This window comes from Streptomyces sp. WG7 (assembly GCF_049975785.1).
GTDB lineage: Bacteria > Actinomycetota > Actinomycetes > Streptomycetales > Streptomycetaceae > Streptomyces.
In genome coordinates this window covers 76,098-102,998 of record NZ_JBNGGE010000009.1, presented here as the reverse complement: position 1 = coordinate 102,998, position 26,901 = coordinate 76,098, and the positions used below count along the sequence as shown (strand labels likewise).

19 protein-coding genes are annotated in these 26,901 nt (G+C 73.0%); 11 read left to right on the top strand and 8 right to left on the bottom strand.

Annotated elements, in window-relative coordinates; all coding sequences use genetic code 11:
- Positions 1-50 precede the first annotated feature (50 nt).
- The 6 genes from ACP4J0_RS12620 (at position 51) to ACP4J0_RS12595 (ending at position 6,826) form a co-directional block, all read left to right on the top strand.
- The gene (locus ACP4J0_RS12620; protein ID WP_426598732.1) at positions 51-1,307 is read left to right on the top strand and encodes an NAD(P)/FAD-dependent oxidoreductase; all 1,257 of its coding nucleotides are present in this window, start codon (positions 51-53) and stop codon (positions 1,305-1,307) included.
- A complete protein-coding gene (gene nirB / locus ACP4J0_RS12615) occupies positions 1,307-3,919 on the top strand; it encodes a nitrite reductase large subunit NirB (protein ID WP_426598731.1) in 2,613 nt (870 codons plus the stop codon). Before ACP4J0_RS12620 ends, nirB begins: the two co-directional genes overlap by 1 nt.
- Positions 3,916-4,281 (top strand): nitrite reductase small subunit NirD, encoded by a 366-nt coding sequence (gene nirD / locus ACP4J0_RS12610; RefSeq protein ID WP_426598730.1) that lies wholly within the window; start codon positions 3,916-3,918, stop codon positions 4,279-4,281. Before nirB ends, nirD begins: the two co-directional genes overlap by 4 nt.
- A gap of 48 nt (positions 4,282-4,329) precedes the next feature.
- On the top strand, positions 4,330-4,914 hold the full coding sequence (locus ACP4J0_RS12605) for a TetR/AcrR family transcriptional regulator (protein ID WP_426598729.1): 585 nt from the start codon (positions 4,330-4,332) through the stop codon (positions 4,912-4,914).
- An 82-nt stretch (positions 4,915-4,996) separates the two neighbouring features.
- Positions 4,997-5,764: an SDR family NAD(P)-dependent oxidoreductase gene (locus ACP4J0_RS12600; protein ID WP_426598728.1), complete on the top strand. Its 768-nt coding sequence runs from the start codon at positions 4,997-4,999 to the stop codon at positions 5,762-5,764.
- Positions 5,765-5,875: 111 nt separating this feature from the next.
- On the top strand, positions 5,876-6,826 hold the full coding sequence (locus tag ACP4J0_RS12595) for an SMP-30/gluconolactonase/LRE family protein (protein WP_426598727.1): 951 nt from the start codon (positions 5,876-5,878) through the stop codon (positions 6,824-6,826).
- Positions 6,827-6,880: 54 nt separating this feature from the next.
- On the opposite strand, the gene ACP4J0_RS12590 is transcribed toward ACP4J0_RS12595, so the two are convergent.
- Positions 6,881-7,813 (bottom strand): oxidoreductase, encoded by a 933-nt coding sequence (locus ACP4J0_RS12590; protein WP_426598726.1) that lies wholly within the window; start codon positions 7,811-7,813, stop codon positions 6,881-6,883.
- Between the two features lie 181 nt (positions 7,814-7,994).
- Between ACP4J0_RS12590 and ACP4J0_RS12585 the strand changes: the two genes are divergently transcribed.
- Positions 7,995-8,450 carry an excalibur calcium-binding domain-containing protein gene (locus ACP4J0_RS12585; protein WP_426598725.1) on the top strand — a complete coding sequence of 152 codons (456 nt, stop codon included), beginning with the start codon at positions 7,995-7,997 and terminating at the stop codon, positions 8,448-8,450.
- Between the two features lie 40 nt (positions 8,451-8,490).
- Here ACP4J0_RS12585 and ACP4J0_RS12580 read toward each other — a convergent pair whose 3' ends face one another.
- Together ACP4J0_RS12580 and ppdK are read right to left on the bottom strand one after the other, a co-directional pair.
- Entirely contained in the window at positions 8,491-9,693 is a 1,203-nt protein-coding gene (locus ACP4J0_RS12580; protein ID WP_426598724.1) for an acyltransferase family protein, read from the bottom strand.
- A 333-nt stretch (positions 9,694-10,026) separates the two neighbouring features.
- Positions 10,027-12,765, bottom strand: coding sequence for a pyruvate, phosphate dikinase (ppdK, locus tag ACP4J0_RS12575; RefSeq protein WP_426598723.1), 2,739 nt, complete (start codon positions 12,763-12,765; stop codon positions 10,027-10,029).
- A 477-nt stretch (positions 12,766-13,242) separates the two neighbouring features.
- Between ppdK and ACP4J0_RS12570 the strand changes: the two genes are divergently transcribed.
- Positions 13,243-15,006: a CDP-alcohol phosphatidyltransferase gene (locus ACP4J0_RS12570; protein WP_426598722.1), complete on the top strand. Its 1,764-nt coding sequence runs from the start codon at positions 13,243-13,245 to the stop codon at positions 15,004-15,006.
- Here the strand turns inward: ACP4J0_RS12570 and dusB are convergent, their stop codons facing one another.
- The 5 genes from dusB to ACP4J0_RS12545 form a co-directional block, all read right to left on the bottom strand.
- The gene (gene dusB / locus ACP4J0_RS12565) at positions 15,007-16,170 is read right to left on the bottom strand and encodes a tRNA dihydrouridine synthase DusB (protein WP_426598721.1); all 1,164 of its coding nucleotides are present in this window, start codon (positions 16,168-16,170) and stop codon (positions 15,007-15,009) included. It lies immediately after the preceding gene.
- Positions 16,171-16,425: 255 nt separating this feature from the next.
- Positions 16,426-20,784 (bottom strand): cation-translocating P-type ATPase, encoded by a 4,359-nt coding sequence (locus tag ACP4J0_RS12560; protein ID WP_426598720.1) that lies wholly within the window; start codon positions 20,782-20,784, stop codon positions 16,426-16,428.
- Positions 20,785-20,793: 9 nt separating this feature from the next.
- Positions 20,794-21,585, bottom strand: coding sequence for a hypothetical protein (locus tag ACP4J0_RS12555; protein ID WP_426598719.1), 792 nt, complete (start codon positions 21,583-21,585; stop codon positions 20,794-20,796).
- Positions 21,586-21,726: 141 nt separating this feature from the next.
- Positions 21,727-22,341, bottom strand: a complete 615-nt coding sequence (locus tag ACP4J0_RS12550) for a LysE family translocator (protein WP_426598718.1) — start codon at positions 22,339-22,341, stop codon at positions 21,727-21,729.
- A gap of 174 nt (positions 22,342-22,515) precedes the next feature.
- Complete coding sequence (locus ACP4J0_RS12545) at positions 22,516-23,898, bottom strand: glycine--tRNA ligase (RefSeq protein ID WP_426598717.1); 1,383 nt, start codon at positions 23,896-23,898, stop codon at positions 22,516-22,518.
- A gap of 170 nt (positions 23,899-24,068) precedes the next feature.
- Between ACP4J0_RS12545 and ACP4J0_RS12540 the strand changes: the two genes are divergently transcribed.
- The 3 genes from ACP4J0_RS12540 to ACP4J0_RS12530 are packed head-to-tail and all read left to right on the top strand — an operon-like array spanning position 24,069 to position 26,885.
- A complete protein-coding gene (locus ACP4J0_RS12540; protein WP_426598716.1) occupies positions 24,069-25,184 on the top strand; it encodes a metal ABC transporter substrate-binding protein in 1,116 nt (371 codons plus the stop codon).
- A 20-nt stretch (positions 25,185-25,204) separates the two neighbouring features.
- Positions 25,205-25,972, top strand: coding sequence for a metal ABC transporter ATP-binding protein (locus ACP4J0_RS12535; RefSeq protein ID WP_426598715.1), 768 nt, complete (start codon positions 25,205-25,207; stop codon positions 25,970-25,972).
- A 10-nt stretch (positions 25,973-25,982) separates the two neighbouring features.
- On the top strand, positions 25,983-26,885 hold the full coding sequence (locus ACP4J0_RS12530) for a metal ABC transporter permease (protein ID WP_426598714.1): 903 nt from the start codon (positions 25,983-25,985) through the stop codon (positions 26,883-26,885).
- The last annotated feature ends 16 nt before the right edge of the window (positions 26,886-26,901 follow it).

Sequence of the window (26,901 nt, the reverse complement as noted above, 5' to 3'; positions counted from 1 at the left end):
GAAACAGACGCGATGCCACCGGGTAACACCCGCACCGCACGCTCGGTGCCATGACCTCGAATACGCGTGTGGTGGTGATCGGCGCCGGACTCGCGGGCGTCACGCTCGCCCGGCGGCTCGGTGAGCTCGGCACGCCCGCGCTGGTCGTCGGCGACGAGGAGCACCGCCCGTACAACCGGGTGCTGCTCGCCGAGGTGCTGGCCGGCCGGTACGGCCCCGAGGTGACCGCCCTGCCCGCGCCCGCCGGGCTGCTGCGCGGCCGGGTCACCGGCATCGACCGGGCCGGGCGGACCGTCCGGTGCGCCGACGGCTCCGTGATCGCGTACGACACGCTCGTCCTGGCCACCGGTTCCAACGCCGTGCTCCCGCCGCTGCGCGGCCTGTTCACGCCGGACCGGGAGCTGCCCGAGGGCGTGCACGCGTTCCGGACGATGGACGACTGCCTGGGGCTGTCCAAGGCGCTGCGGCCGGGGGTGCGGGCGGTCGTCGTCGGGGGCGGGCTGCTCGGGGTCTCCGCCGCCCGCGCGCTGGCCGTGCGCGGCGCCCAGGTCGTCCTCGCCCAGCAGTCCGAGCGGCTCATGGAGTGCCGGCTCGACCCGGCCGCCTCCGCGCTCGTCCGGCGGCACCTGGAGAACCTCGGCGTCGAGGTGCACACCGAGTGCCGGGTGCGGGACGTGCGGAGCGTCGGCGGGGCGGTCCGGTCGGTGGAGATGGCCGACGGGTACGCCCTCGGCGCCGACGTCGTCGTCCTCGCGTGCGGGGTCCGGCCGCGCGTCGGGCTCGCGCGGGAGGCGGGCCTGGAGGTCGGCAAGGGCGTGGTGGTCGACGACGAGCTGCGCACCAGTGACCCGCACATCCGCGCGGTCGGCGACTGCGCCCAGCACGCGGGACGCGTGTACGGGCTGGCCGCGCCCGCCCTCGAACAGGCGGGCGCGCTCGCCGGACTGCTCGCCGGGGACGGCACCGCCGCCCGCTACACCGGCACCCGTTCCCTGACCCGGCTCACCCTCACCGGGCCCGGCACCCCTTCCGGGCCCGGCAGCCCCTCCGGGCCCGAGAGCCCTTTCGACCTCGCCGCGTTCGGTGAGACCGACCCCCGCCCCGGCGACGACGTCGTGCAGCTCGCCGACGCCACCCGGGGCACCTACCGCAAGGTCGTCGTCCGCGACGACCGGCTGGTCGGCGGGGTCCTGGTCGGCGAACTCGGCACCGTCGGCGCGCTCGCGCGCGCCTGGGAGGGAGCAGAGCCGCTCCCGTCCGACGGCGGCCCCCTGCTCCACCTGCTCACCCATGACGGAGGCTCCTGATGACCGCCACCCCGGGGCCCGCCCCCACCATCGTGCTCGTCGGCCACGGCATGGTCGGCCAGCGTTTCCTCGAAGCGCTCGCCGAGCGCGGCCTGACCGGCACGCACCGCGTGGTCGTGCTGTGCGAGGAGCCGCGCCCCGCCTACGACCGCGTCCAGCTCACCTCGTACTTCTCGGGGAAGACCCCCGAGGACCTGTCGATGACCGACATGGCCTTCATCGAGGAGCACCGCATCGAACTGCGCGTCGGCGACCCGGCGGAGAGCATCGACCGTGCGGCGCGCAAGGTGACCGCCCGCTCCGGGCTGGTCGTCGACTACGACGTGCTGGTACTGGCCACCGGCTCCTACCCGTTCGTGCCGCCGGTCCCCGGCAAGGACGCCGAGGGCTGCTTCGTCTACCGGACGATCGAGGACCTGCTCGCCATCGAGGAGTACGCGAAGACCGCGACGACCGGCGCGGTGGTCGGCGGCGGGCTCCTCGGCCTGGAGGCGGCCGGCGCGCTCCAGGGCCTCGGACTCACCTCGCACATCGTGGAGTTCGCGCCCCGCCTGATGCCCGTACAGGTCGACGAGGGCGGCGGCGCGGCGCTGCTGCGCACCATCGAGGACATGGGCCTGTCCGTCCACACGGGCGTCGGCACCCAGGAGGTCCTGACCGGCGAGGACGGCGCCGTCACCGGCATGAAACTGTCCGACGGCTCCGAACTCGCCACCGACCTCGTGGTGTTCAGCGCCGGTGTCCGCCCCCGCGACCAGCTGGCCCGCGACTGCGGTCTCGCGGTCGGCGAGCGCGGCGGGATCAGCGTGGACGAGCAGTGCCGCACGGTCACCGACGAGCACGTGTTCGCGATCGGCGAGTGCGCGCTGGCGGCCGACGGGCGGGTGTACGGGCTGGTGGCGCCGGGTTACGAGCAGGCCGAGACGGCCGCCGCGACGATCGCCTCCGACGAGGCCTCGTTCACCGGCGCCGACCTGTCCACCAAGCTGAAGCTGCTCGGCGTGGACGTGGCCTCCTTCGGCGACGCGCACGGCACCGCCGAGGACTGCCTGGACGTCGTCTACTCGGACTCCCGGGCGGGCCTGTACAAGAAGCTGGTCGTCGGCCGCGACGGCACGCTGCTCGGCGGCATCCTGGTCGGCGACGCGGAGGCGTACGGCACGCTGCGCGCCTTTACCGGCTCGGTCCCGCCCGTCTCCCCCGAGTCCCTGGTGCTGCCCGCCGGGGCCGGAGCGCCCGCCCAGCTCGGCCCGGCCGCGCTCCCCGACGACGCGGTGATCTGCTCCTGCCACAACGTCACCAAGGGCACCATCCGCGGCGCGGTGACGGAGCACTCCTGCACGACCGTGCCCGAGGTGAAGAAGTGCACCAGGGCCGGCACCGGCTGCGGCTCCTGCGTCAAGGTGCTCGGCCAGCTGGTCACCGCCGAGCTGGAGGCGAACGGCGTCGAGGTCGACAAAGGCCTGTGCGGCTGCTTCTCCCAGACCCGCGAGGAGCTGTACGAGATCGTCAGTACCCTGCGGATCACCTCCTACCGGGAGCTGCTGGACCGGCACGGCCGCGAGGGAGCCCGGGGCGGTGACGGCTGCGAGGTCTGCAAGCCGGCGGTCGGCTCGGTCATCGCCTCCCTCGCCCCGGCGATCGGCGCCAGCGGCTACGTCCTGGACGGCGAGCAGGCCGCGCTCCAGGACACCAACGACCACTTCCTGGCCAACCTCCAGAGGAACGGCTCGTACTCCGTCGTCCCGCGCATCCCCGGCGGCGAGATCGCCCCGGAGAAGCTGATCGTCATCGGCGAGATCGCCCGGGACTTCGGGCTCTACACGAAGATCACCGGCGGTCAGCGCATCGACATGTTCGGCGCCCGCGTCGAGCAGCTGCCGGTGATCTGGGCGCGGCTGGTGGACGCCGGCTTCGAGTCCGGGCACGCGTACGGGAAGTCGCTGCGGACGGTGAAGTCCTGCGTGGGGCAGACCTGGTGCCGCTACGGCGTCCAGGACTCGGTGCGCATGGCGATCGACCTGGAGCTGCGCTACCGGGGCCTGCGCTCCCCGCACAAGCTGAAGTCGGCGGTCTCCGGGTGCGCCCGCGAGTGCGCCGAGGCCCAGTCGAAGGACTTCGGCGTGATCGCCACGTCCAACGGCTGGAACCTGTACGTCGGCGGCAACGGCGGCGCCACCCCGCGCCACGCGGACCTGCTCGCGCAGGACCTGTCCGACGCCGAACTGGTCCGCCTGATCGACCGGTTCCTGATGTTCTACATCCGCACCGCCGACAAGCTGGAGCGCACCTCCACCTGGCTGGAACGCATCCCGGGCGGCCTGGACCACGTACGGGACGTGGTCGTGCACGACTCGCTCGGCATCTGCGACGAGCTGGAGTCCCTGATGCGGGCCCACGTCTCGCACTACCGCGACGAGTGGGCCGAGACCATCAACGACCCGGAGAAACTGGCCCGGTTCGTGTCCTTCGTGAACGCGCCCGACACCCCCGACCCGGTCGTGGGCTTCGTGCCCGAACGCGACCAGATGAAGCCCGACCTGCCGCTGCTCGACATCGGCCTGCGGCGCCCCTCGGAAGACGACCTCCTGGAAGGAAGCACCCGGCGATGACCCTGGCACCCGAGTCCCTGGCACCCGAGACGACCGACCTGAAGGTACGGCTGCGCCTGACGGACGACTGGTTCACGGCCTGCGACCTGGGCGCCCTGCTCCCGGGCCGCGGCGTGGCGGCCCTGCTGCCGGACGGCGGCCAGGTGGCCCTGTTCCGGGACCGGAACGGCGAGCTGTACGCCATCGGCAACCGGGACCCGTTCACCGGCGCGGCGGTCCTCTCCCGCGGCCTGACCGGCACCCACCAGGGCCGCCCGTTCGTCGCCTCCCCGCTGCTCAAGCAGCGCTTCGACCTGGCGACCGGGCAGTGCCTGGACGACGAGGCGGTGCGGGTGGAGACGTACGAGGTGAAGGTGGCCTGAGACCACTGTTCTTGACCGATCGTTTCAGAACGCCCTAGGCTGCGTCACGTGGCCAGGACCAAGGAGTTCGATCCGGACGCCGCGCTGCGGGCAGCCCTGGAGCTGTTCTGGCGGCGCGGCTACGAGGCGACGTCGATGTCCGACCTCGTCGAACACCTCGGCATCGGGCGCGCCAGCATCTACGCGACCTTCGGCAACAAGCACGAGCTGTACCTGAAGGCGCTGGAGCGCTACGAGCAGGGACTGCTCCCGGAGCTGCTGGAGGAACTCGCCCGGCCGGGCCCGGCCCTGCCGGGCGTACGGTCCCTGGTGCGGCGCTACGCCGTCGAGGCGGCCACCGATGACCTGCGGGAACGCGGCTGCTTCGTCACCAACACGGCGGCCGAGCTGGCCCCGCGCGACCCGGTCGCCGCACGGCGGGTCGAGCGCAACTGGGACCAGCTGGAGACCGCGCTGCACTCGGCGCTGATCCGGGCCCGGGCCCAGGGCGAACTGCCCGCCGGCCGCGACCCGCTGACCCTCGCCCGCATGCTGCTGGTCCTGCTCCAGGGGCTGCGGGTGGTCGGCAAGGCGTCGCCGGACCCGGCACGGGTGCGGGACGCGGCGGACCAGGCGCTGGCCCTGCTCGACTGAGGCGCGGGGACGCTCCCCTCTCCGGAGGGGTGTTTCCCACGACCTCATAATGAACCGTTCGGTCAAGAAAAAGGGGAGATTCATGACCACCCAGCGCTTCACCGACAGGACCGCCCTCGTCACCGGCGCGGGCTCCGGCATCGGACGGGCCGTCGCCCTCGGCCTCGCCGCCGAGGGCGCGCACGTCGTCGTCGCCGGGCGCGGGCGGGAGCCGCTCGACGAGACGGTGGCCCTGATCGAGGAGGCGGGCGGCAAGGCACTGGCCGTCACCGCCGACGTCACCCGCGCCGCCGACGTACAGGCCGTCGTGGACGCCGCCGTGGAGCACTTCGGCTCCCTCGACGTCGCCGTCAACAACGCGGGCGTCTTCCGCGGCGGAGCCCCCCTGGCCGACCTCGCCGAGGAGGACTGGTACGCGCAGCTCGACATCAACCTCAGCGGCGTGTTCCTCGCCGTCCGGGCGGAGGTCCGCCGGATGCGCGCCCAGCCGGCCGGCGGCGCCATCGTGAACATCGCCTCCACCTTCGGCCTGCACAAGCGCAGCCCGGGCGCCACCGCCTACGCGGCCACCAAGGCGGCCGTCTCGGTGCTCACCCGGGGCGCCGCCCTGGACCACATCGCGGACGGCGTCCGCATCAACGCCGTCAGCCCGGGCGCCACGGCGACCTCCATGTCCCTGCTGCCCGGGGAGACGGAGGCGGGGCGGGCCGAACGGATGAGGAGCGAGACGCCGCTCGGCCGGGTGTCGGAGGTGGCGGAGGTCGCGGCGGCCGTGCTCTACCTGGCGTCGGACGACGCGGCGTCGGTGGTGGGCACCGACCTGGTGGTGGACGGCGGGCAGACCGCCTGACTCCCGGGGCGACTGTCGGTTTCCTGCCAAACCCGGCCGACGCCTCGAATTCGCCCCGGCCGTCGGGTTTCATCGAGTCCCCACGCCCCTTCTCCGACGGAGGCCCGCACCATGACTCGGACCCACCCACCCCGGCCGTCCCGGCGCACGGTGCTCGGCGGTGCCGCCCTCGCCGCGCTGACGGTGGCCGCCGGTACCGGCCCGGCCGAGGCCACCGCCCCCGGGGCGACGTGGCCGTCCCAGTTCCCGCTTCCCGACGGCTGGCTGCCCGAGGGCATCACCATCGGGCGGGGACCGTACGCCTACATGGGCTCGCGGGCCGACGGCGCCGTCTACCGCACCGACCTGCGCACCGGCGAGGGCCGCGTCGTCCACGAGGGCGCCACGGGCCTCGCCGCCATCGGCCTGAAGCTGGACCACGACGGCCTGCTGTACGTCGCCGGGGGCGGCGGCGGCACCGCGCGGATCATCGACTCCCGCACCGGCAGACTGCTGCGCACCCACCAGCTCACGGACACCACCGGCCACTTCGTCAACGACGCGGCCCTGCTCGGCGACCGCGCCTGGTTCACCGACTCGTACGGGCCCGTCCTGTACGGCGTCCCGCGCGGCCGGCGCGGCGGTGTACGCGCCCTGCCGCTGACCGGCGACTGGGAGCACACGCCGGACGTCATCAACGCCAACGGCATCGTCTCCACCCCCGACGGGCGGGGCCTGATCGTCGTCAGGATGACGGCGGGCGAGCTGTACCGCGTCAGCCTCAGGACCGGCCGCGCCACCCGCATCAGGCTGGTCGGCGCGGACGACGTGGTCCACGGCGACGGCCTGGTCCGTGTCGGCCGCACCCTGTACATCGTCCAGAACCGGCTCAACCTGGTCAGCGTGTGGGACCTGGACGCGAGGGCCGGCACGGCGACCCTGCGCCGCACGATCACCGACCCCCGCTTCGACGTCCCCGCCACCGCCGCCCGCTTCGGCGACCGCCTCTACCTCGTCAACGCGCGCTTCACCAGCCCGCAGACTCCCGAGACGACGTTCACGGCGGTGGCGGTGGCCCGCTGAGCCACCCGGGCCGACCGGGCCGCCCCGGCCGACCGGGCCGACCGGGTTCCGGCCTCAGCCCTTCAGCGCCTCGTACGTGACACCCGTCAGCCGCTCGGAGGCGGCCCACAGCCGCTCCCCCATCGCGTCGTCGGTGGTCCAGGGCGCCCGCCAGGAGGGGGCGGGCGCCCCGCGCCACATCGCGAAGGACGGGCCGGTGAAGGAGTCGGCGGGCACGCCGGGCGCGGTCGCCGCGTACAGGACGGGCAGCGCGCCCGCCTCGGCGGGCTGGGCGACGACCCGGCCCGCGAGCGTCATCAGCCGCTCGGCGACCCGGCGCCCCTCGGCACGAGGTCCGGCGGTCAGCAGACCGGTCTCCGCGTACCCCGGATGGGCGGCGACCGCGCACACGTCCGCCCCGCCGTCCCGTGCCGCGAGCCGGCGGGCCAGCTCGTGGGTGAAGAGCAGGTTGGCGGACTTGGAACGGGCGTAGGCGGTCCAGCGCCCGTACCGCCGTACGTTGTTGAGGTCGCGCGGATCGACGTTGGCCAGCGTGTGCATGAGGCTGGAGACGGTCACGACCCGGGCGCCGGGCGTGGCGAGCAGGGTGGGCAGCAGCAGCCCGGTGAGGGCGAAGTGCCCCAGGTGGTTGACGCCGAACTGCGTCTCGAAGCCGTCCGCCGTCGTCGCGTAGGGCAGCGCCATCACGCCGGCGTTGTTGACGAGGAGGTCGACCCGCTCGTAGGGCAGCGCGTACGCGAACTCGCGGACGGAGGCCAGGTCGCCGAGGTCCAGCCGCGCCAGTTCCACGGCGGCGTCCGGCACCTCGCCCCGGAGGCGCTCCACGGCGTCGCTCCCCCGCGTCCGGCTGCGGCAGGCGAGCACCACGCAGGCCCCCTTGCGCGCCAGTTCCCGGGCCACCACGTAGCCGAGGCCGCCGTTGGCACCGGTGACGACGGCGACGCGCCCGTCCAGGCCGGGCATGTCGCCCACGTTCCAGCCGGTCATCCGCGGCTCCTTCCCTGGTCCGGACCTCTCTCACCGTACGCGCCGGCGCTTCGGAGCGGAGAGCTACCGTCCGGTCACGTCACGTTCGCGTCACGAGTCCTCCATATGCCCACCACATCATCTGCACCTCAATACGTTCGTCACCTCATATCCGCTCATCCACACCATCCCGGGACTCTCGATGAACCTGCTCCGCAAGCCCGCCGCCGTGGCCGTCGCCGCGCTGGCCCTGGCCGCCCTGCCGACCGCCGCCCAGGCGCACGAGGGCACCCACCCGTTCAAGAACTGCACCGAGGCGTACGACGCCGGGTACTCCAACATCAAGAAGGGCGACGAGCACTACGCCGAGCGCCTGGACCGCGACCAGGACGGCGTCGGCTGCGACAAGCCGCCCGCGGACTTCGTGCCCGCCGGCGACAAGGACACCGGCGACGGTGCGGGCTCCGGGAGCGCGGAGAAGTCCGGGAGCGGCGAGGCGGGCGCGAAGGAGGCCGCCGGTCAGCAGGGCGCCGGCCTGGCCGAGACCGGCGGCGACGACAGCACGCCGTACCTCGCGGCGGGCGGCGCGGCCGTCGTGCTCGCCGGCGGCGGACTGCTGCTGGCGGTGAACCGGCGCCGGAGCAACGCCGCCCGCTGACGCGGCACTCTTCCGGCGGCGCCGCCCCTCCGCGGGGTGCTCAGCGGCGCGGCGGCGGTTTCAGGCTGAACGCGGCGCTGCTGAGCCAGCGCCGCGCGGCCCGGGCCACCGGGCGTTCGACGAACCGCTGCGCGACGTAGGACAGCGCGACCAGGGCGGCCACGGTGATCCCGACCATGACCCAGGGGTCGGCGCGGTCGCCGAAGCGGTGCAGGACGGTCACGCCGATGATGTCGTGCAGCAGGTACAGCGGGAAGGTCAGCGTTCCGGCCACGGTCAGTCCGCGCCAGCGCAGACGGCTGGTCCAGCCGAGCGCGATCGCGGCGATCAGCAGGAAGAACACCGTGATCAGCAGGATCAGCCAGCCGCGCCAGGGCGCCCAGTCCCCCCAGCTGTTGCGGCCGCCGTCGGGCGCCAGCAGGAAGTGCAGCGCCAGCAGCCACGACATGGCGACGATGCCCCACAGCAGCGGGGTCGGCCGGTAGCGGTACATCAGGTAGAAGGCCATGCCCGCGATGAAGTACGGGGCGGACGGCGGGTTCACCAGCAGCGTCAGCAACGGCATGTCGGCGCTGGGTGCCAGCACCGCGGCGACCGTCCACAGCCCGCAGAAGATCACCACTCGCTGGTAGGTGAGGCCCTTCCACACCACGACGGAGAAGGTGAGGTAGAAGCAGAGCTCCGGCCAGAGCGTCCAGTAGACGGAGTCGAGGTTGTCCACCCCGAGCGGCTTCTGCAGCATCGTGAAGTTCGCGAAGAGCTCCCGCGGGTTGGGGTGCCCGAACGGGGTGTCGACGAGGTAGATCACGCTCGCGGACACCACGATCGCCACCCAGTACATCGGGTACAGACGGGTGACGCGCGATATGAAGAAGTCCCGCGGGGTGCGTCCCCACGCGCTCATGCAGATGACGAAGCCGCTGATCAGGAAGAACAGGTCGACGCCGAGCCGTCCGAAGGCGAAATAGCCGTGCGCCTCGGGGAAGATCTCCTGGTACGGGCGGCCCCAGATCCACTCCATCGTCTTGGGTTTCTGACCGACGAAGTGGAAGAAGACCACGGCCAGCGCCGCCAGGAACCGCAGCCCGTCCAGAGCCGCGAGCCGGTTCTTGTGCACGACCGGTCCGGCCTCGGCCGCTTTCGCCTCCACAGCGCTCCGCGCCGACGGTCCCGACGCGATCCGCTCCGCGCTGCCGCCCGAATCAGTCGCGGGAACCGACTCGCTGTAGTTCGTCTGGGTCATTCCCCACCCGTTCCGGTGAATCTCGTTCTGTCAGAATTCCCAAACTGTACGCACAGGCGCCCCCGGTCATTCCCCCAGGGTTCCAGTGGCCCCGGACGCGCCTCCCGCGGGCGAGACGGCACCCCCGCAGGGCTGCCGCCGCCCGTGCGAGAGGCGGCACCCCCGCACGGGTGCCGCCTCTTCTCGTGGTCCGGAGCCGCCGCCGATCGGTGAGGGTGGTCGGGTGACAGACGGCGGCTCCGGGGTCTTCGCCCCGCGCCCCGAAGGGTGCGGGGAACTGCGCGACCAGTCACAGCGGGCCCGCTGTGACGTACCGGTCTCCCGGCGGAGCGCTCAGCGGTGGTCGCTGCCCTTCGACCGGGACGCCGCGCGGCCGGCCTCCAGCCGGGCCACCGGGATCCGGAACGGGGAGCAGGAGACGTAGTCCAGACCCACCTCGTGGAAGAAGTGGACCGACTCGGGGTCACCGCCGTGTTCGCCGCAGACGCCGAGCTTCAGGTCGGGGCGGGTGGCGCGGCCGGCCTTCGCGGCGGCGGCGACCAGGGAGCCGACGCCGTCCTTGTCGATGGTCTCGAACGGGGAGACGCCGAAGATGCCCTTCTCCAGGTACGCCGTGAAGAAGGAGGCCTCCACGTCGTCCCGGCTGAAGCCCCAGACCGTCTGGGTCAGGTCGTTGGTGCCGAAGGAGAAGAACTCCGCGGCCTCGGCGATCTGCCCGGCGGTCAGCGCGGCGCGCGGCAGCTCGATCATCGTGCCGATGGACAGCTTCAGCTTGGCGCCGGTGGCGGCCTCGACCTCGGCGATGACCTGGTCGGCCTCCTCGCGGACGATCTCCAGCTCCTGGACGGTGCCGACCAGCGGGATCATGATCTCGGCGCGCGGGTCGCCCTTGGCCGCCCGGCGCTCGGCCGCGGCCTCGGCGATCGCCCGGACCTGCATGGTGAACAGGCCGGGGATGACCAGGCCGAGGCGGACGCCGCGCAGGCCCAGCATCGGGTTCTGCTCGTGCAGCCGGTGCACGGCCTGGAGCAGGCGCAGCTCGTTCTCGTGCGGCTCCTGGCGGGACTCGGCGAGCGCGACGCGTACCGACAGCTCGGTGATGTCCGGCAGGAACTCGTGCAGCGGCGGGTCCAGCAGGCGGACGGTGACCGGGAGGCCGTCCATCGCCTCGAACAGTTCGACGAAGTCCCGCTTCTGGAGCGGGAGCAGCGCCTTCAGGGACTCCTCGCGCTCGGCCTCGGTGTCGGCCAGGATCAGCCGCTCCACCAGCTCGCGCCGGTCCCCGAGGAACATGTGCTCGGTGCGGCACAGGCCGATGCCCTGGGCGCCGAAACGGCGGGCCCGCAGCGCGTCCTCCGCGTTGTCGGCGTTGGCGCGCACCCGCAGCCGGCGCTTGCGGTCGGCGAAGGCCATGATGCGGTGCACGGCCTCGACCAGTTCGTCGGCGTCCTCGGCGCCCGCGTGCATGCGGCCCTCGAAGTACTCGACGACCGGCGACGGCACGACGGGGACCTCGCCGAGGTAGACCTTGCCGGAGGAGCCGTCGATGGAGATGACGTCGCCCTCCTCGACGACGTGCCCGCCGGGCACGGTCATCCGGCGGCGCTTGGTGTCGACCTCCAGCTCCTCGGCGCCGCAGACACAGGTCTTGCCCATGCCGCGCGCGACGACGGCCGCGTGGGAGGTCTTGCCGCCGCGCGAGGTCAGGATGCCCTCGGCGGCGATCATGCCGTCCAGGTCGTCGGGGTTGGTCTCGCGGCGGATCAGGATGACCTTCTCGCCGGAACGCGACCACTTCACGGCGGTGTACGAGTCGAAGACGGCCTTGCCGACCGCCGCGCCCGGCGAGGCGGCGATGCCCCGGCCGACCTGCTCGACCTTGGCGTCGTCGTCGAAGCGGGGGAACATCAGCTGCGCGAGCTGGGCGCCGTTGACGCGCTGGAGTGCCTCGGCCTCGTCGATGAGGCCCTGGTCGACGAGCTGGGTGGCGATGCGGAAGGCCGCGCCCGCCGTGCGCTTGCCGACGCGGGTCTGGAGCATCCACAGCTGGCCGCGCTCGATGGTGAACTCGATGTCGCAGAGGTCCAGGTAGTGGTTCTCCAGCGTCTCCATGATCTGCATCAGCTGGTCGTACGACTTCTTGTCGATCGACTCCAGCTCCGCGAGGGCGACGGTGTTGCGGATGCCCGCGACGACGTCCTCGCCCTGGGCGTTCTGGAGGTAGTCGCCGTAGACGCCCTGGTGGCCGGAGGCGGGGTCGCGGGTGAAGGCGACGCCGGTGCCCGAGTCGGGGCCCAGGTTGCCGAAGACCATGGAGCAGACGTTGACGGCGGTGCCGAGGTCGTGCGGGATGCGCTCCTGGCGGCGGTAGAGCTTGGCGCGCTCGCCGTTCCAGGAGTCGAAGACGGCCTTGATGGCGAGGTCCATCTGCTCGCGCGGGTCCTGCGGGAAGTCCCGGCCGGCCTCGGTCTTGACGATCTTCTTGAACTTGGTGACGAGCTTCTTGAGGTCGGCGGCCTCCAGCTCGGTGTCGACGCTGACCTTCTTGGCCGCCTTCGCCGCCTCCAGCGCCTCCTCGAAGAGGTCGCCGTCGACGCCGAGGACGGTCTTGCCGAACATCTGGATCAGGCGGCGGTAGGAGTCCCAGGCGAAGCGGTCGTCGCCGGCCTGCTGGGCGAGGCCCTGCACCGACGTGTCGGAGAGGCCGATGTTGAGGACCGTGTCCATCATGCCGGGCATGGAGAACTTGGCTCCGGAGCGGACCGACACGAGGAGGGGGTCGTCGGCCTGTCCGAGCTTCTTGCCCATCTTCGCTTCGAGGGCGTCGAGGTGCGCACTCACCTCGTCACGCAGTGCCGCCGGCTCCTCGCCACTGTCGAGGTAGGTCTTGCAGGCCTCGGTGGTGATGGTGAAGCCGGGAGGGACCGGCAGACCCAGGTTGGTCATCTCGGCGAGGTTGGCGCCCTTGCCGCCGAGGAGGTCCTTGAGGTCCTTGTTGCCCTCGGTGAAGTCGTAAACGAACTTCGCCGCATGCGCTGCGTTCGCTACGTGGGGATCTTTGTTTTCCGACACGGGTCTCGACTCCTCGAGGACGCGGTGGCTGCCCTGACGGCGAGGAATGTACCCAGATCAAAGGCTCATGGGTACGTCCACTTGCGCGTCATGCGCCCGTAACCACTCGTCCGCCAGCGGATCGAAAGTCAAGGCTTGGCAAGCGAACGACGGCCTGTGTTTTCACTTCTTGAACGAATGAACGCCCAGATGCGCCGAGTGGCGCTCATTCGAGCAGCGGTCTCCCCGTTTGAGTTCGATCGATGAACGATCAAGGTATGGCACTCAGTGCCACCCTTTGGAGAAGTGGAACCGCCCAAGATTCGCTCATCTGAGCAGTACCTCTATCAGAGGTGGCGAGAATCACGCTGCCACAGACCCCCGGATTTCACCATGCGGACGTCTGAACGGACCGCTTCCGGCGGACGTACGACAGTGCGGACCCCGCCCCCTCGCCGGGTCCGCCGTCCACCGGGTTTCGTACGGAAGGACCTCCGGGTGCCTGTCATCACGCCTTTCCACCGGCCACCGGGGACCGCCGACGACCCCGGCAGCGCACCCGGACCCGCCGCGCCCCCGTCCCTCGGGGCCCGCCTGCGCCACTGGCGTGCCTGGCGCACCCGCCACCCGCGCACCGCCGCGGCGGTGCGCGGGACCACGACCGCCCTCGCCGCCGTTCTCGTGCTCGGCGCGCTGCTGCTGCCCGACAGCCTCGCCGCCCTGGAGCCGAACCGGTTCGCGCGGATCCCGGTGGAGGCGGTCGTCGCAGCGGTGCTGCTGCTCCGCCTGCCGCGCGTGCCCCGCCTGGTGCTGGCGGCGCTGTTCGGGGCCGGCCTGGGCGCGCTGACCGTGCTGAACCTGCTCGACATGGGTTTCACCGAGTACCTGGGGCGGGGCTTCGACGTCGTCCTGGACTGGGGCCTGCTGGACGACGCCCACTCGTACGTCGCGGACTCGATGGGCGGGGCGGCAGCGGCCTGGGCGGCGGTGGGCGCGGTCGTGGGCGTCCTGCTCCTGCTGGTGCTCATGACGCTGGCGGCGGTCCGGCTCGGTGAGCTGCTCGCCGCGCACCGGGAACGGGCGGCCCGGGGCGCGCTGACGGCGGCCACCGTGTGGATGACCTGCGCGGCGCTGGGCGTGCAGACCTTCGGCGTGCCGGTCGCCACCAGGAACGCCTCCGCGGCCGTTCAGGAGCAGGCGCGCCGGGCGGTGGACACGCTGCGGGACGAGGCGGCGTTCGCGAAGGAGGCGGAGGCCGACCGCTTCGGCGCCACGCCCGGCGCGCAGCTGGTGCCGGACCTGCGCGGCAAGGACGTGATCTTCACGTTCATCGAGAGCTACGGCCGCACCGCCCTCGAGGACCCCGTCGTGGCACCGGGTGTCGGCCGGACGCTCGACACGGGTACGAAGGCTCTGGCCGGGGCGGGCTACCGGGCGCGGAGCGGCTGGCTGACGTCGGCGACGTACGGGGGCGGCAGCTGGCTCGGCCACTCCACGTTCATGTCGGGCCTGTGGGTCGACAACCAGCAGCGCTACCGCACCGTCACCGCCGGCGACCGCCTCACCCTCACCGAGGCGTTCCGGAAGACCGGCGCCTGGGACACGGTCGGCGTCATGCCGGGTGTGCGGAAGGCCTGGCCGGAGGCGGAGTGGTACGGGCTCGACAAGGTCTACGACGCGTTCGACGTCGGCTACGAGGGCCCGAGGTTCAGCTGGTCGACCATGCCGGACCAGTACGCGCTGGAGGCCTTCCAGCGCCTGGAGCACGGCAGGGAGCGCGACCGGCCGCTGATGGCGGAGATCATCCTGACCTCCAGCCACCAGCCCTGGGCACCGCTCCCGGAGCTGGTCGGCTGGGACGAGATCGGCGACGGCTCGGTGTTCGACGGCATCGAGGCGCGGGGGGTGCGGGCGTCCGACGTCATCGCCGACCCCGCCCGGTCGAAGGAGGAGTACGGCAGGTCGGTCGAGTACTCGCTCACCAGCCTCGTCCAGTGGCTGGAGCGCTACGGCACCGACGACACCGTCCTCGTCTTCCTCGGCGACCACCAGCCGCTCGCCCGGGTCAGCGGCAGCGGGGCGGGCCGGGACGTGCCCGTCTCGGTCGTCGCCAGGGACCCGGAAGTGCTCGACGCGATCGACGACTGGAACTGGACGGAGGGCCTCCAGCCCGCCCGGGACGCCCCGGTGTGGCGGATGGACTCCTTCCGCGACCGGTTCCTGACGGCGTACGGCTCCACCCCGCACCCCACCCGGGGCTGATCAGCCGCCGGAGGTGTCCAGCTCCGCGTCCTCGCCGACGCCCGCGCAGTCGTACGGGTCCTTCAGCCAGCCGTCCGGCAGGACCACCCGGTTGTTGCCGGAGGTACGGCCGCGGGGGCCGTCGGCGCCGGTGGGCCAGGGCTGGTCGAGGTCGAGCTCGTCGAGGCCGGCGCGCAGTGCCTCCAGGGAGGAGGTGATCGCGAGCCGCTTGCGCATCTCGGAGCCGACCGCGAAGCCCTTCAGGTACCAGGCGACGTGCTTGCGGAAGTCGATGACGCCGCGCGCCTCGTCGCCGATCCACTCCCCGAGCAGGGTGGCGTGCCGCACCATCACGTCGGCGACCTCGCGCAGGGTGGGCCGTACGTAGTCGCCGCGTCCCTCGAAGGCGGCCACCAGGTCGGCGAACAGCCACGGCCGCCCCAGGCACCCGCGTCCGACCACGACACCGTCGCAGCCGGTCTCGCGCACCATGCGCAGCGCGTCCTCGGCACACCAGATGTCCCCGTTGCCGAGGACGGGGATCTCCGGGACGTGCTCCTTCAGCCGGGCGATGGCGTCCCAGTCGGCGGTGCCGCCGTAGTGCTGGGCGGTGGTGCGGCCGTGCAGGGCGATGGCGCTCACGCCCTCCTCCACGGCGATCCGCCCGGCGTCGAGGAAGGTCAGGTGGTCGTCGTCGATGCCCTTGCGCATCTTCATGGTGACGGGCAGGTCCCCGGCGCCGGTGACGGCCTCGCGGACGATGGCCCGCAGCAGGTTCCGCTTGTACGGGAGGGCCGAGCCGCCGCCCTTGCGGGTCACCTTGGGCACGGGGCAGCCGAAGTTCAGGTCGATGTGGTCGGCGAGGTCCTCCTCCGCGATCATGCGGACGGCCTTGCCGACGGTCACCGGGTCGACGCCGTACAGCTGGATCGAGCGCGGCGTCTCGGTCGCGTCGAAGTGGATCAGCTGCATGGTCTTCTCGTTGCGCTCGACCAGCGCCCGGGTCGTGATCATCTCGCTCACGAACAGGCCCTTGCCGCCACTGAACTCCCTGCACAGGGTGCGGAACGGCGCGTTGGTGATCCCGGCCATCGGCGCCAGCACGACGGGCGGCGCGACGGTGTGCGGGCCGATCTGCAACGGCCGGGCGGTGGTGCTGGGGGCGGGCGTGGTGGGCGTGGACATCTCTCCATTGTCACGTACGCGGGACGGTGCTCGCCGCGCCCCGGCGCGGGGGCGACGTACGGCACGGGGGCCACGTACGGCACGAGGGTCACGTAGGGCACGAGGGTCACGTTCGGCGCGGGGGCCACGGACGGCGCGAGGGCCACGGACAGGCCGTGGCCGACCGCACCGGCCCGGCAGCCACCGGGCACCGGCCCGCCGTGCCCGGTGGCGGGCGGCCACGGCGGCGGGCGGCCACGGCGGCCGTCGGCCCGGTCACCCCCGGGCGGGCAGCCGTTCCGCCACCTTCGGCCAGTACGTCACGACCGCCTCCTCCACCGCCGGCAGCGCCCGCTGCCCCGCCAGCGCCAGGACGATCGCCGCCGCCACGCCCGCCCAGGCCAGGGGCCCCAGCGGTGTGCAGCCGAAGAGCTGGCTGGCGCCCGGCGTCTGGACCAGGGCGACCAGGGCGGCGGCGGAGCCGAGGGAGGTGACCTGGACCAGGCGGCTGCCGCGGCGGTCGGCGAGGGTCTGGGCGAGCTGGGTGCCGACCACGGCGCACAGGGCCATCGTCGTGGAGCGGCGCCGCGTGCCCGGTGTGAAGCGGCCGAAGAGCCAGGCCGCGGTCGCGCCGAGGGCCGTGGTCATCGCCCGGTGCCGGATCTGGCGGATCAGGGGCTCGCCCAGCACCGCCGTGCCGAGCGGGGTGCCCGCGTCGTCCTCCTCCTGCTCGGGGTCGCCGGTCTCCGTGACCGCCACCGCCATCGCGGGGAACAGGTCCGTGAACAGGTTGACCAGCAGCATCTGGCGGGTGGACAGCGGGGCGGAACCGCCGAGCACGGTGCCGAGGATGCCGAAGCCGACCTCGCCCGCGTTGCCGCCGATCAGGATGGCGATGGCGTCGGCGACGCTGTGCCACAGCGCCCGGCCCTCCCGCACCGCCTCCACCAGGACCAGCAGGTCGTCGCCGGTGACGACGAGGTCGGCGGCGTTGCGGGCGGCGGCCGAGCCGCGGGCGCTGATGCCGACGCCGATGTCGGCGGCGCGGATGGCGGCGGCGTCGTTGGCGCCGTCGCCGACCATGCCGACGACCCGCCCGGCGTCCCGCAGGGACTCGACGACCTGGAGTTTCTGCTCGGGCGCCACCCGGGCGACGACGTCCGCGTCGCGCAGCATCCGGGAGCGTGCCGTGCGGTCGGCGGCGGCGAGTTCGTCGCCGGTGACCACGACCGCGTCCTCGGGCCAGCCCAGGTCGACGGCGATGGCGTGGGCGGTCTGCGGATGGTCGCCGGTCAGCACGACGGGCCGTACGCCCGCCTCGCGCAGCCCGCGCACCAGCGCCGGGGACGTCTCGCGGGCCACGTCGGCCAGCCCGAGCATGCCCGTGAACTCCAGTTTCTCCGGCTGCTGTTCGAGGACGTCGGCCGCCTTCTCGCCGCTGCGCAGCGGCCGGGAGGCCACCGCGATGATGCGCAGTCCGTCGCGGGCCAGGCCCTGCGCCACCTCGGAGGTGTGCGGCGGCAGGTCGGCGCAGGCGGGCAGCACGGTCTCCGGGGCGCCCTTGACGACCAGCACCGGCGCGCCGTCGCCGGCCCGTCCGACGGCGGCGGCGTAACCGCGCGAGGTCTCGAAGGGCAGGCCCTCCTCCTGCGTCCACTCCGGGTCCGGACCGGCGGCGTCGAGTACGGCCTCGTCGGTGGCGTGGGTGGGGCGGGCGCCGTCGCCGTTGAGGCGGGGGCAGGCGCGCGCGGCGATCCGTACGGCGTCGGCGGCGTCCGGGTCGCCGGCCTTGCGGACCGTGCCGTCGGCGCCGGCGACCCGGGTCAGCCGCAGCTTGTTCTCGGTGAGCGTGCCCGTCTTGTCGAAGCAGATGGTGTCCATGCGGCCCAGCGCCTCCAGGGTGCGCGGGGTGCGCACGAGGACGCCGCGGCGGCTGAGCCGGCGGGCCGCCGCCAGCTGCGCCACCGTCGCCACCAGCGGCAGCCCTTCGGGCACGGCGGCCACCGCCACCGACACGCCACCGGCGACGGCCTGCCGGATCGGCGTCCCCCGCAGCAGTGAGAGCCCGGTCACCGCGGCCCCGCCGGCGAGGGTGAGCGGGAGCGCCTTGCGGGTGAGTTCCTGGAGCCTGGCCTGCACTCCGGCCGCCGAGGGCGTACGGGCGGCCAGCGAGACCGCCCGGGCTGCCTCGGTGTGCTCGCCGGTGTCCACGACGACGGCCTGGGCGCGGCCGGCCACCACGGTCGTGCCCTCGAAGACCATGCAGTGCCGCTCGGCGACGGGCGCGTTCGTCACCGGGTCCACGCACTTGTCCACCGGCAGCGACTCACCGGTGAGCGCGGACTCGTCGACCTCCAGGCCGTCCTCCCACAGCAGCCGGGCGTCGGCGGGCACGACGTCGTCGGCCTTGAGGTCGACGATGTGGCCCGGGTGGAGCTTGGTGGCGTCCACGACGCGGGGCTCGGCCGACGGGTCGTGCGTCTCCTCCTCGGCGACCCGCGCCTTCTGCTTCTGCTGCGCGAGCAGCCCGGACAGCGCCCGCTCGGCCCGCAGCCGCTGGAAGCCGCCGACCAGCGCGTTCAGGTCGAGCGCGCCGACGACGAGCAGCGCGTCCATGACGGAGCCGAGGATCGCCTCGGCCGCCGAGCCGACCGCCAGCACCGGGGTGAGCGGATCGTCCAGCTCGCCCCGCACGGCCTGCCCCAGCTGCCACGTCCACTTCACCGGCGCGAGCACGGGGACGCGGCCCGCCCGGTCGGCCGCCGCCTTCGTCCGCGCCGTCAGCTGTTCGGCGAGGGACGGCTCCGGTTCCTTCTCCCGGGCCAGGCGCTCCCGTACGCCCGTGGGGTCCAGCGTGTGCCACGCCACCCGTGCCCGGGGGTGCGGGGCGCGGGCCATCGCCACGGTGAGCGCGGCGCGCGTCCCGGACAGCAGGGCCGCCGCCGCGCTCACGTCGACGGGCGCGTGCCGCAGTCCGGGCAGCGCCGAACAGCCGCCCTTGCCACCGTTCTTGCCCTTCTCGCGCGCCTCGCCGACCGCCACCAGCAGTCCGGACAGCGCGGCACCGGACCGGGCCAGCGTCTGCGACCGGCGCCCGATCGCGCGGGCCGCGGGCACCGCCCGCAGCAGCCGCCACACGTCGGCGAGTCCTTGCGGGGCGATCACGTCCGCGCCCCATGCCACGGGGGCGTCCTCGTCGGCCAGCGCGACGGCCACGTCCCCGCCGAGCAGCCCGGCCAGCAGCGAATCCTCGTCGCCGGGCCGGGGCCGTACGACGGTGATGACGCCGCCCTCGGCGCGCAGTTCGTCCACGACCTGCCGCAGCGGCCGCGTCCCGCTGACCACCTGGTCCGCGAGGCCGGTGAAGTCGGCCAGCGCCGGGTCCTCCACCATCACGACGCGCAGTCCGGCGCGCCGCGCGGCGTCCAGGACGTCCTCGGTCCACGGGTCCGCGCCCGCGTCCGGCGCCCGCAGCGCGCTCGGGTGCAGGACGACCGTGGCGGCCATCTCCAGCTGCCGCAGCCGTTCGGGGTCGCGCACGAGGACACCGGTACGCGACAGCGCGGCGCTCAGTACGGCGTGGAAGGCGGCGGGCCCGTAGCGCGCGGCCTTGGGCGAGCCGGCCAGCACCGCCTCGGCGGCCTCGGCCACGTCGTGCTTGACCAGCAGGGTCGCCACCGCGCCCGCCACGCTGCCGGTGGAGGCGTGGGCGGCGTAGTTCTGCGCCGGGGAGGACCGCAGCGGGGGTCGCAGGGCGGGGTCGGCGGGCAGGCTGCCCCGGTCCGGCAGGCACAGCCGGTCGTGCACGACCTCGAAGGTCGCCGTCCGGGTCACCGCCTCCGTCAGCTGGCAGGCGCGCAGCGCGCCGTCGAGCACCAGTGAGGTGTAGCTCTGGCCGGCGCCGTGGACGGCCGCGTTGGCGGCGGCCAGCGCGACGTCCATGCGGTGGTCGCCGAGCCGTTCGCGCAGCCAGGCGCGGAAGGTCGGGTTCTCGCGCAGCAGCGTCGCGACGGCCGTCACCAGGCGGGGCGAGGGCGGCAGCCGCAGGCGGGCTCCGGTCACGGCGGCGGCGATGCCCAGGACGTCGGCGCCGAGGGCGGTGGCCGCGACGCGCACCGAGGCCGGGTCGCCGGGGTGGGCGAGCTCCTCCACCGGATCTCCCGGGCCCCGTTGCTCCGCCCGGGTCAGTCCGTGCTCCTCGGCGAGTTCGGCGGCCCGGTCCACGACCCGGTCGGTCAGCGCCTCCTCGGTGGCGGTCACGACGAGCCGGGCGAGGCCGGTGTCCCAGTAGGCGAGCACCACGTCCGGGTGCTCGGCCAGGGCCGCCGCCACCCGCCGCGCGACGCGTTCGGTGCCGCCCGCCCGGCGCACCTTCTCGGTCGCGGCCGGCCGGAGCGCGAGGTGTGCCCGGTGTCCGCCCCGCCAGTCCGGGGTGCCGCCCGGCAGTGCGGCGCGGGCGACCCGTGCCGCGCGCGCGGCGAAGTCGGCGCCGCGCACACCGGCCCGTGCGGTGCCCGCCACGGCGCCGGCCGCGGCGCCCACCGCGGGTGCGGTGCCGCGGGCGAGCAGCCGGGGCCCGGCCAGGACGAATCCGGTGACGGCGCCCTGGGAACGCGTCAGAAGTCCACCGACCATCGTTGTCCCTCAGCCCGCCTTCCGCGTGGACGTGGTCGTCTTCCGGCTCCGGCCGCCCGAGGCACCGGCGGGCCGGCCGGCGGACGCCTTGGCCTTGGAGGTGGCGCGCGAGGCGGATGTGCCGCGGGAAGCACCGGCCGTCGTCTTCTTGGCGGTGCTCTTCTTCGCGGGGCTCGTGGCGGCGGTGCTCTTCCTGGCGGGCCGCGTGGCGGCGGTGCCCTTCTTCGCCGCGCTGCTCGTCCTCTTCGCCGCGCTGCCCGTCTTCTTCGCGGCGCTCGTCCCGGCGCTGCTCGTCTTCTTCGCGGCGCTCGTCCCGGCGGTGCCCGCCTTCTTCGCGGCGCCCGTCCTGGTGGCGGTCCTGGCCGCCGGGCTCTTCCGGGCGGCGGCCTGCGTGCCCGCGGTCTTCCTGGCGGTGCTGCGCCGCGCGGAGCTCTTGTCCGCCGTACGGGACGCGGCCGTACCGGACTTCCCCGCGCCGCCGTCCCCGCCGGAGGTCTCCGCCCCGTTCTGCAGCACCCGCGCGGCCTCCGCCTCCGGCGACTTCTGCGGCCGCGGCCGCGTCAGCCACGCCACCGCCGCCCCGGTGGCCGCCACCGGCCACTCGACCAGCCCGGCGATGCCCAGCACCCCGGCCCCCGTGTACACGACCGCGCGCCGCCCGCGCGGCGACACGGCCCCGATCCTGTCCAGCGCGCCCTCGGCGGCCCTGCCGACCGTCCCGGCGCCCGGCACCTTCCGCAGCGCCGACGCGGCCGCGTGCAACGGCCTCGGGAGCGTCTGCGCCGATTTCTGCTCAGCCATGACTGTTCGTCCTCGCCCTGTGCAAGCTCGTGCAAGCTGTGGAAACCCTGGGAACATCACCTTCCGCATTGATCCGGGTTCCCGCACTTCGGGCACTCATCCCGACGATGTCGGCGCGCGCTCCGGAAAGGCCGCTGAGCGCTATCGCGCCGTGAACGCCAGCTTCGCCCCCAGCGCCACGAACGACCCCGCGAAGCTCCGCCGCAGCCACGCCATCACCCTCGGCCTGGAGATGACGTGGCTGCGCACGGACGCGGCCAGGACCCCGTACCCGGCGAACACGACGAACGTCACCAGCATGAACACGCCGCCGAGCAGCAGCATGCGCGGCAGGGCGCCGGCCTGGCCCGGGTCCACGAACTGCGGCAGGAAGGCGAAGAAGAACAGGGTCAGCTTCGGGTTGAGGATGTTGATCAGCACACCTCGCAGGATCACCCGCCCGGCCGGAACGGGCCCGGCCCGGTCGCCGGCCACCACGAGCGCCTCCTTGTCCCGGAGGGTGGCCCACGCCATGTACAGCAGGTAGGCCACACCGGCGTACTTGAGGACCTGGAAGGCGGTGGCGCTGGCGTGCAGCACCGCCGCGACCCCGGTGACGGTGGCCAGCAGGTGCGGCACGATACCGAGCGCGCACCCGAGGGCTGCGACGACGCTCGCGCGGCGTCCGCGCGAGAGGGCGGCGGCGAGGGTGTAGACGACTCCGGTGCCGGGGGTGGCGACGACCACGAGGGTGGTCAGCAGGAACGCGATGCTCATGGCCACCACCCTGGCGCCGGGACGGCCCGCCCCACAGGGCCAATCAGTCACCGCCGTAGGGGACCACTACCGAAAAACGCCCGCCCTCCACCCGACCGAGTCGGATGGAGGGCGGGCGAAGGCCGGGGGCCCAGGGGGCGGAACAACCCCCTGGTGCGCCGACGTCGGCGAAGGTCAGCAGCCGGCCAGGCGGGAGGCCAGGTACCCCTCGATCTGGTCCAGCGACACGCGCTCCTGCTTCATCGTGTCCCGCTCGCGCACCGTCACGGCGTTGTCCTCGAGCGTGTCGAAGTCGACGGTCACGCAGAACGGCGTACCGATCTCGTCCTGACGACGGTAGCGGCGGCCGATGGCGCCGGCGTCGTCGAAGTCGATGTTCCAGTTCTGCCGCAGCGCCTGGGCGAGGCCCTTGGCCTTGGGCGACAGCTCCGGGTTGCGGGACAGCGGCAGCACCGCGACCTTCACCGGTGCCAGGCGCGGGTCGAGGCGCAGCACCGTGCGCTTCTCCATCTTGCCCTTGGCGTTGGGCGCCTCGTCCTCGATGTACGCGTCGAGCAGGAAGGCGAGCATCGCCCGTCCGACACCGGCCGCCGGCTCGATGACGTACGGCGTCCAGCGCTCGCCGGCCTCCTGGTCGTAGTAGGCGAGGTCCTGGCCGGAGGCCTTGGCGTGCGAGGAGAGGTCGTAGTCCGTCCGGTTGGCGACACCCTCCAGCTCGCCCCACTCGCTGCCGCCGAACTGGAAGCGGTACTCGATGTCGGCGGTGCGCTTGGAGTAGTGGGAGAGCTTCTCCGCCGGGTGCTCGAACCAGCGCATGTTCTCCTCACGCATGCCGAGGCCGGTGTACCAGTTCCAGCGCTGCTCCATCCAGTACTCCTGCCACTTCTCGTCCTCGCCCGGCTTGACGAAGAACTCCATCTCCATCTGCTCGAACTCGCGGGTGCGGAAGATGAAGTTGCCGGGCGTGATCTCGTTGCGGAAGGACTTGCCCATCTGGGCGATACCGAACGGCGGCTTGCGGCGCGACGTGGTCTGCACCTGGGCGAAGTTGGTGAAGATGCCCTGCGCGGTCTCGGGCCGCAGGTAGGCGACGGAGCCGCTGTCCTGGGTCGGGCCGAGGTGGGTGGAGAGCAGACCGGAGAACTGCTTGGGCTCGGTGAAGGTGCCCTTGTTGCCGCAGTTGGGGCAGTTGAGGTCCGCGAGGCCGTTCTCGGGGGCGCGGCCCTTCTTCTCCTCGTAGGCCTCTTCCAGGTGGTCCGCGCGGAAGCGCTTGTGGCAGGAGGTGCACTCGGTCAGCGGGTCCGTGAAGGTGGCGACGTGGCCGGAGGCGACCCAGACGTCGGGGGCCAGGATCACGGACGAGTCGAGACCGACGACGTCCTCGCGCGAGGTGACCATGTAGCGCCACCACTGGCGCTTCAGGTTCTCCTTGAGCTCGACACCCAGGGGTCCGTAGTCCCAGGCGGCCTTCTGACCGCCGTAGATCTCACTGCACGGGAATACGAAGCCACGGCGCTTGCTCAGGCTGACGATGGTGTCGATCTTGTCGGCGGCCACGGTGCTCTCTTCATTACGACGACGGGCGACGAAGCGAGATGCTTCCAGAGAATGCCTCAGGTTACCGGCGCGGACTGCCCCCCGGCCAAATCGGGGGCCCACCTGGTCTCCCGCCCGGCGTACCGGCCGTTTGTTGACAACCGTTTCCATATTTGTTGAAAATGAATGCCATGAACGTACGACGACGACACATATCCGGCATAGCAGTCACCGCGGCCGCCGCGCTCGGCCTCGGCACCCTCTCCGCCTGCTCCAGCGACAGCACGGCGGCGGGCAACACGGACAAGTTCGACGTCGTCGCGTCGTTCTACCCCATGGCCTTCCTCGCCGAGCAGATAGGCGGCGAGCACGTCAACGTCAGCAGTCTGACCCAGCCCGGCCAGGAGCCGCACGACCTGGAGCTCAGCACCAAGCAGCGCGCGCAGCTGGAGGAGACCGACGCCGCGCTCTTCCTCAAGGGCCTCCAGCCCGCCGTCGACGAGGCCATCGGCCAGTCCGGCGTCAAGACGAAGATCGACGCGGCCACGCTGACCTCCCTGGAGGAGCACGGCACCGAGGCCGGCGGTCACGCGGCCGAGGAGGGCCACGCCGGGGAAGAGCACGCCGGGGAGGGCCACACCGGGGAAGAGCACGCCGGGGAGGGCCACACCGGGGAAGAGCACGCCGGCGAAGGCCACACCGAGGAAGAGCACGCCGGCGAAGGCCACACCGAAGAAGGCCACGCCGAGGAAGAGCACGGCCACGACCACAGCCACGAGGCCGGCGGCAAGGACCCCCACATCTGGCTCGACCCGGTCAAGTACGCCGAGGTCGCCGAGGGCGTCGGCAAGGCCTTCGAGAAGGCCGACCCCGACCACGCCGCCGACTACAAGAAGAACACCCAGGCCCTGGTCGGGAAGCTCGTCGAGCTGAACACGAAGTTCGAGACCGGCCTGAAGGACACGAAGACCAAGGTCTTCATCACCACGCACTCCGCCTTCGGCTACCTCGCCGAGCGCTACGGCCTGACCGAGGAGTCCATCAGCGGCCTCAGCCCCGAGTCCGAGCCCAGCGCCGCCCGGGTCAAGGAGCTTGAGAGGATGGCGAAGGCCGACGGCGTCTCCACGATCTTCTACGAGACGCTCGTCAGCGACAAGACCGCGAAGACGGTCGCCAAGGACGCGAACCTCAAGACGGACGTCCTCGACCCGCTCGAGGGCATCACCGACAAGTCCCGCGGCGACGACTACTTCCAGGTCATGGAAGCCAATCTCAAGGCCCTGCGGACGGCCCTGGGAGCCAAGTGATCGACCCATCGGAGGGCGGCATGAGCGAGCCCGTCATATCCCTGCGCGGCGTCCGCGCCGAACTCGGCTCACGCCCCGTCCTGCGCGGCATCGACCTCACCGTGGGCCGCGGCGAGGTCGTGGCCCTGCTCGGCGCCAACGGCTCGGGCAAGTCCACCGCCGTGCGCACCGTCATCGGCCAGGTGCCGGTCACGGCCGGGGAGATCGAACTGTTCGGCACCCCGCGCCGCCGCTTCCGCGACTGGGCGCGCGTGGGCTACGTCCCGCAGCGCACCACGGCCGCGGGCGGCGTCCCCGCGACGGTGACCGAGGTCGTCTCCTCCGGCCGCCTCTCCCGGGCCCGCTTCGGCATCCTGCGCAAGGCCGACCACGAGGCCGTACGCCGGGCCATCGACCTGGTCGGCATGGCGGACCGGGCCAAGGACTCCGTGGACGCCCTCTCCGGCGGCCAGCACCAGCGCGTGCTGATCGCCCGCGCGCTCGCCTCCGAACCCGAGCTGCTGATCATGGACGAGCCGATGGCGGGCGTCGACCTGGCCAGCCAGGAGGTCCTCGCCGCCACCCTGCGCGAGCAGGTCGCGGCCGGCTCCACCGTCCTGCTCGTCCTGCACGAGCTGGGCCCCCTGGAGCCCCTGATCGACCGGGCCGTGGTGCTCCGCGACGGCTGCGTCCTGCACGACGGCCCGCCCCCCAAGGCGGTCGGCCAGCACGCGCTGCCCGGCCACGACCACGTACACCCGCACGCGGCGGCCGGCGCCGAACCGATCCGCACCGGACTGCTGAGCTGAGAAGGCCCCCATGGAATTCCTGAACTACGCCTTCATGCAGCGGGCGCTGCTGGCCGCCGTCCTGGTCGGCATCACCGCCCCCGCCGTCGGCATCTACCTGGTCCAGCGCCGTCAGGCCCTCATGGGCGACGGCATCGGCCACGTGGCGATGACCGGCGTCGGCCTCGGCTTCCTGCTCACCTGGTCCCCGGTGTGGATGGCCACCCTGGTCGCCGTGCTCGGCGCGGTCCTCATGGAGCTGATCCGCTGGTACGGCAGGACCCGCGGCGACATCGCCCTCGCCATGCTCTTCTACGGCGGCATGGCCGGCGGCGTGATGTTCATCAACCTCGCGCCGACGGGCTCCAACGCCAACCTCAACTCGTACCTCTTCGGCTCCCTGTCGACGGTGAGCGAGTCCGACGTCACGGCGATCTGCGTGCTGGCCGCCTTCGTGGTCCTGGTCACCCTGGGCCTGCGCCGCCAACTGTTCGCGGTCAGCCAGGACGAGGAGTTCGCCCGGGTCACCGGCCTGCCGGTGCGCGCGCTGAACCTGCTGACCGCCGTCACGGCGGCGGTGACGGTGACCGTCGCGATGCGCGTCGTCGGACTGCTGCTGGTGTCGGCGCTGATGGTGGTCCCGGTGGCCGCCGCGCAGCAGCTCACCCGCAGCTTCGCCGCCACCTTCGCGATCGCCGTCGCCATCGGCGTCAGCGTGACGATCGGCGGCACGGTCACGTCGTACTACCAGGACGTGCCGCCCGGCGCGACCATCGTGCTGCTCACCATCGGCGCGTTCGTGCTGCTCACCGCGCTGGCGGCGCCACTGGCCCGGCGACGCGCGCGGGCGGCCACCGCGGCGCGGGCCGCCGCGGATCCGACGGAGTGCACGATTCCGGCCACCCGGGGGGCCACGGACGAGGTCGGCGTCTGACCGCCGGCCTGCCGGG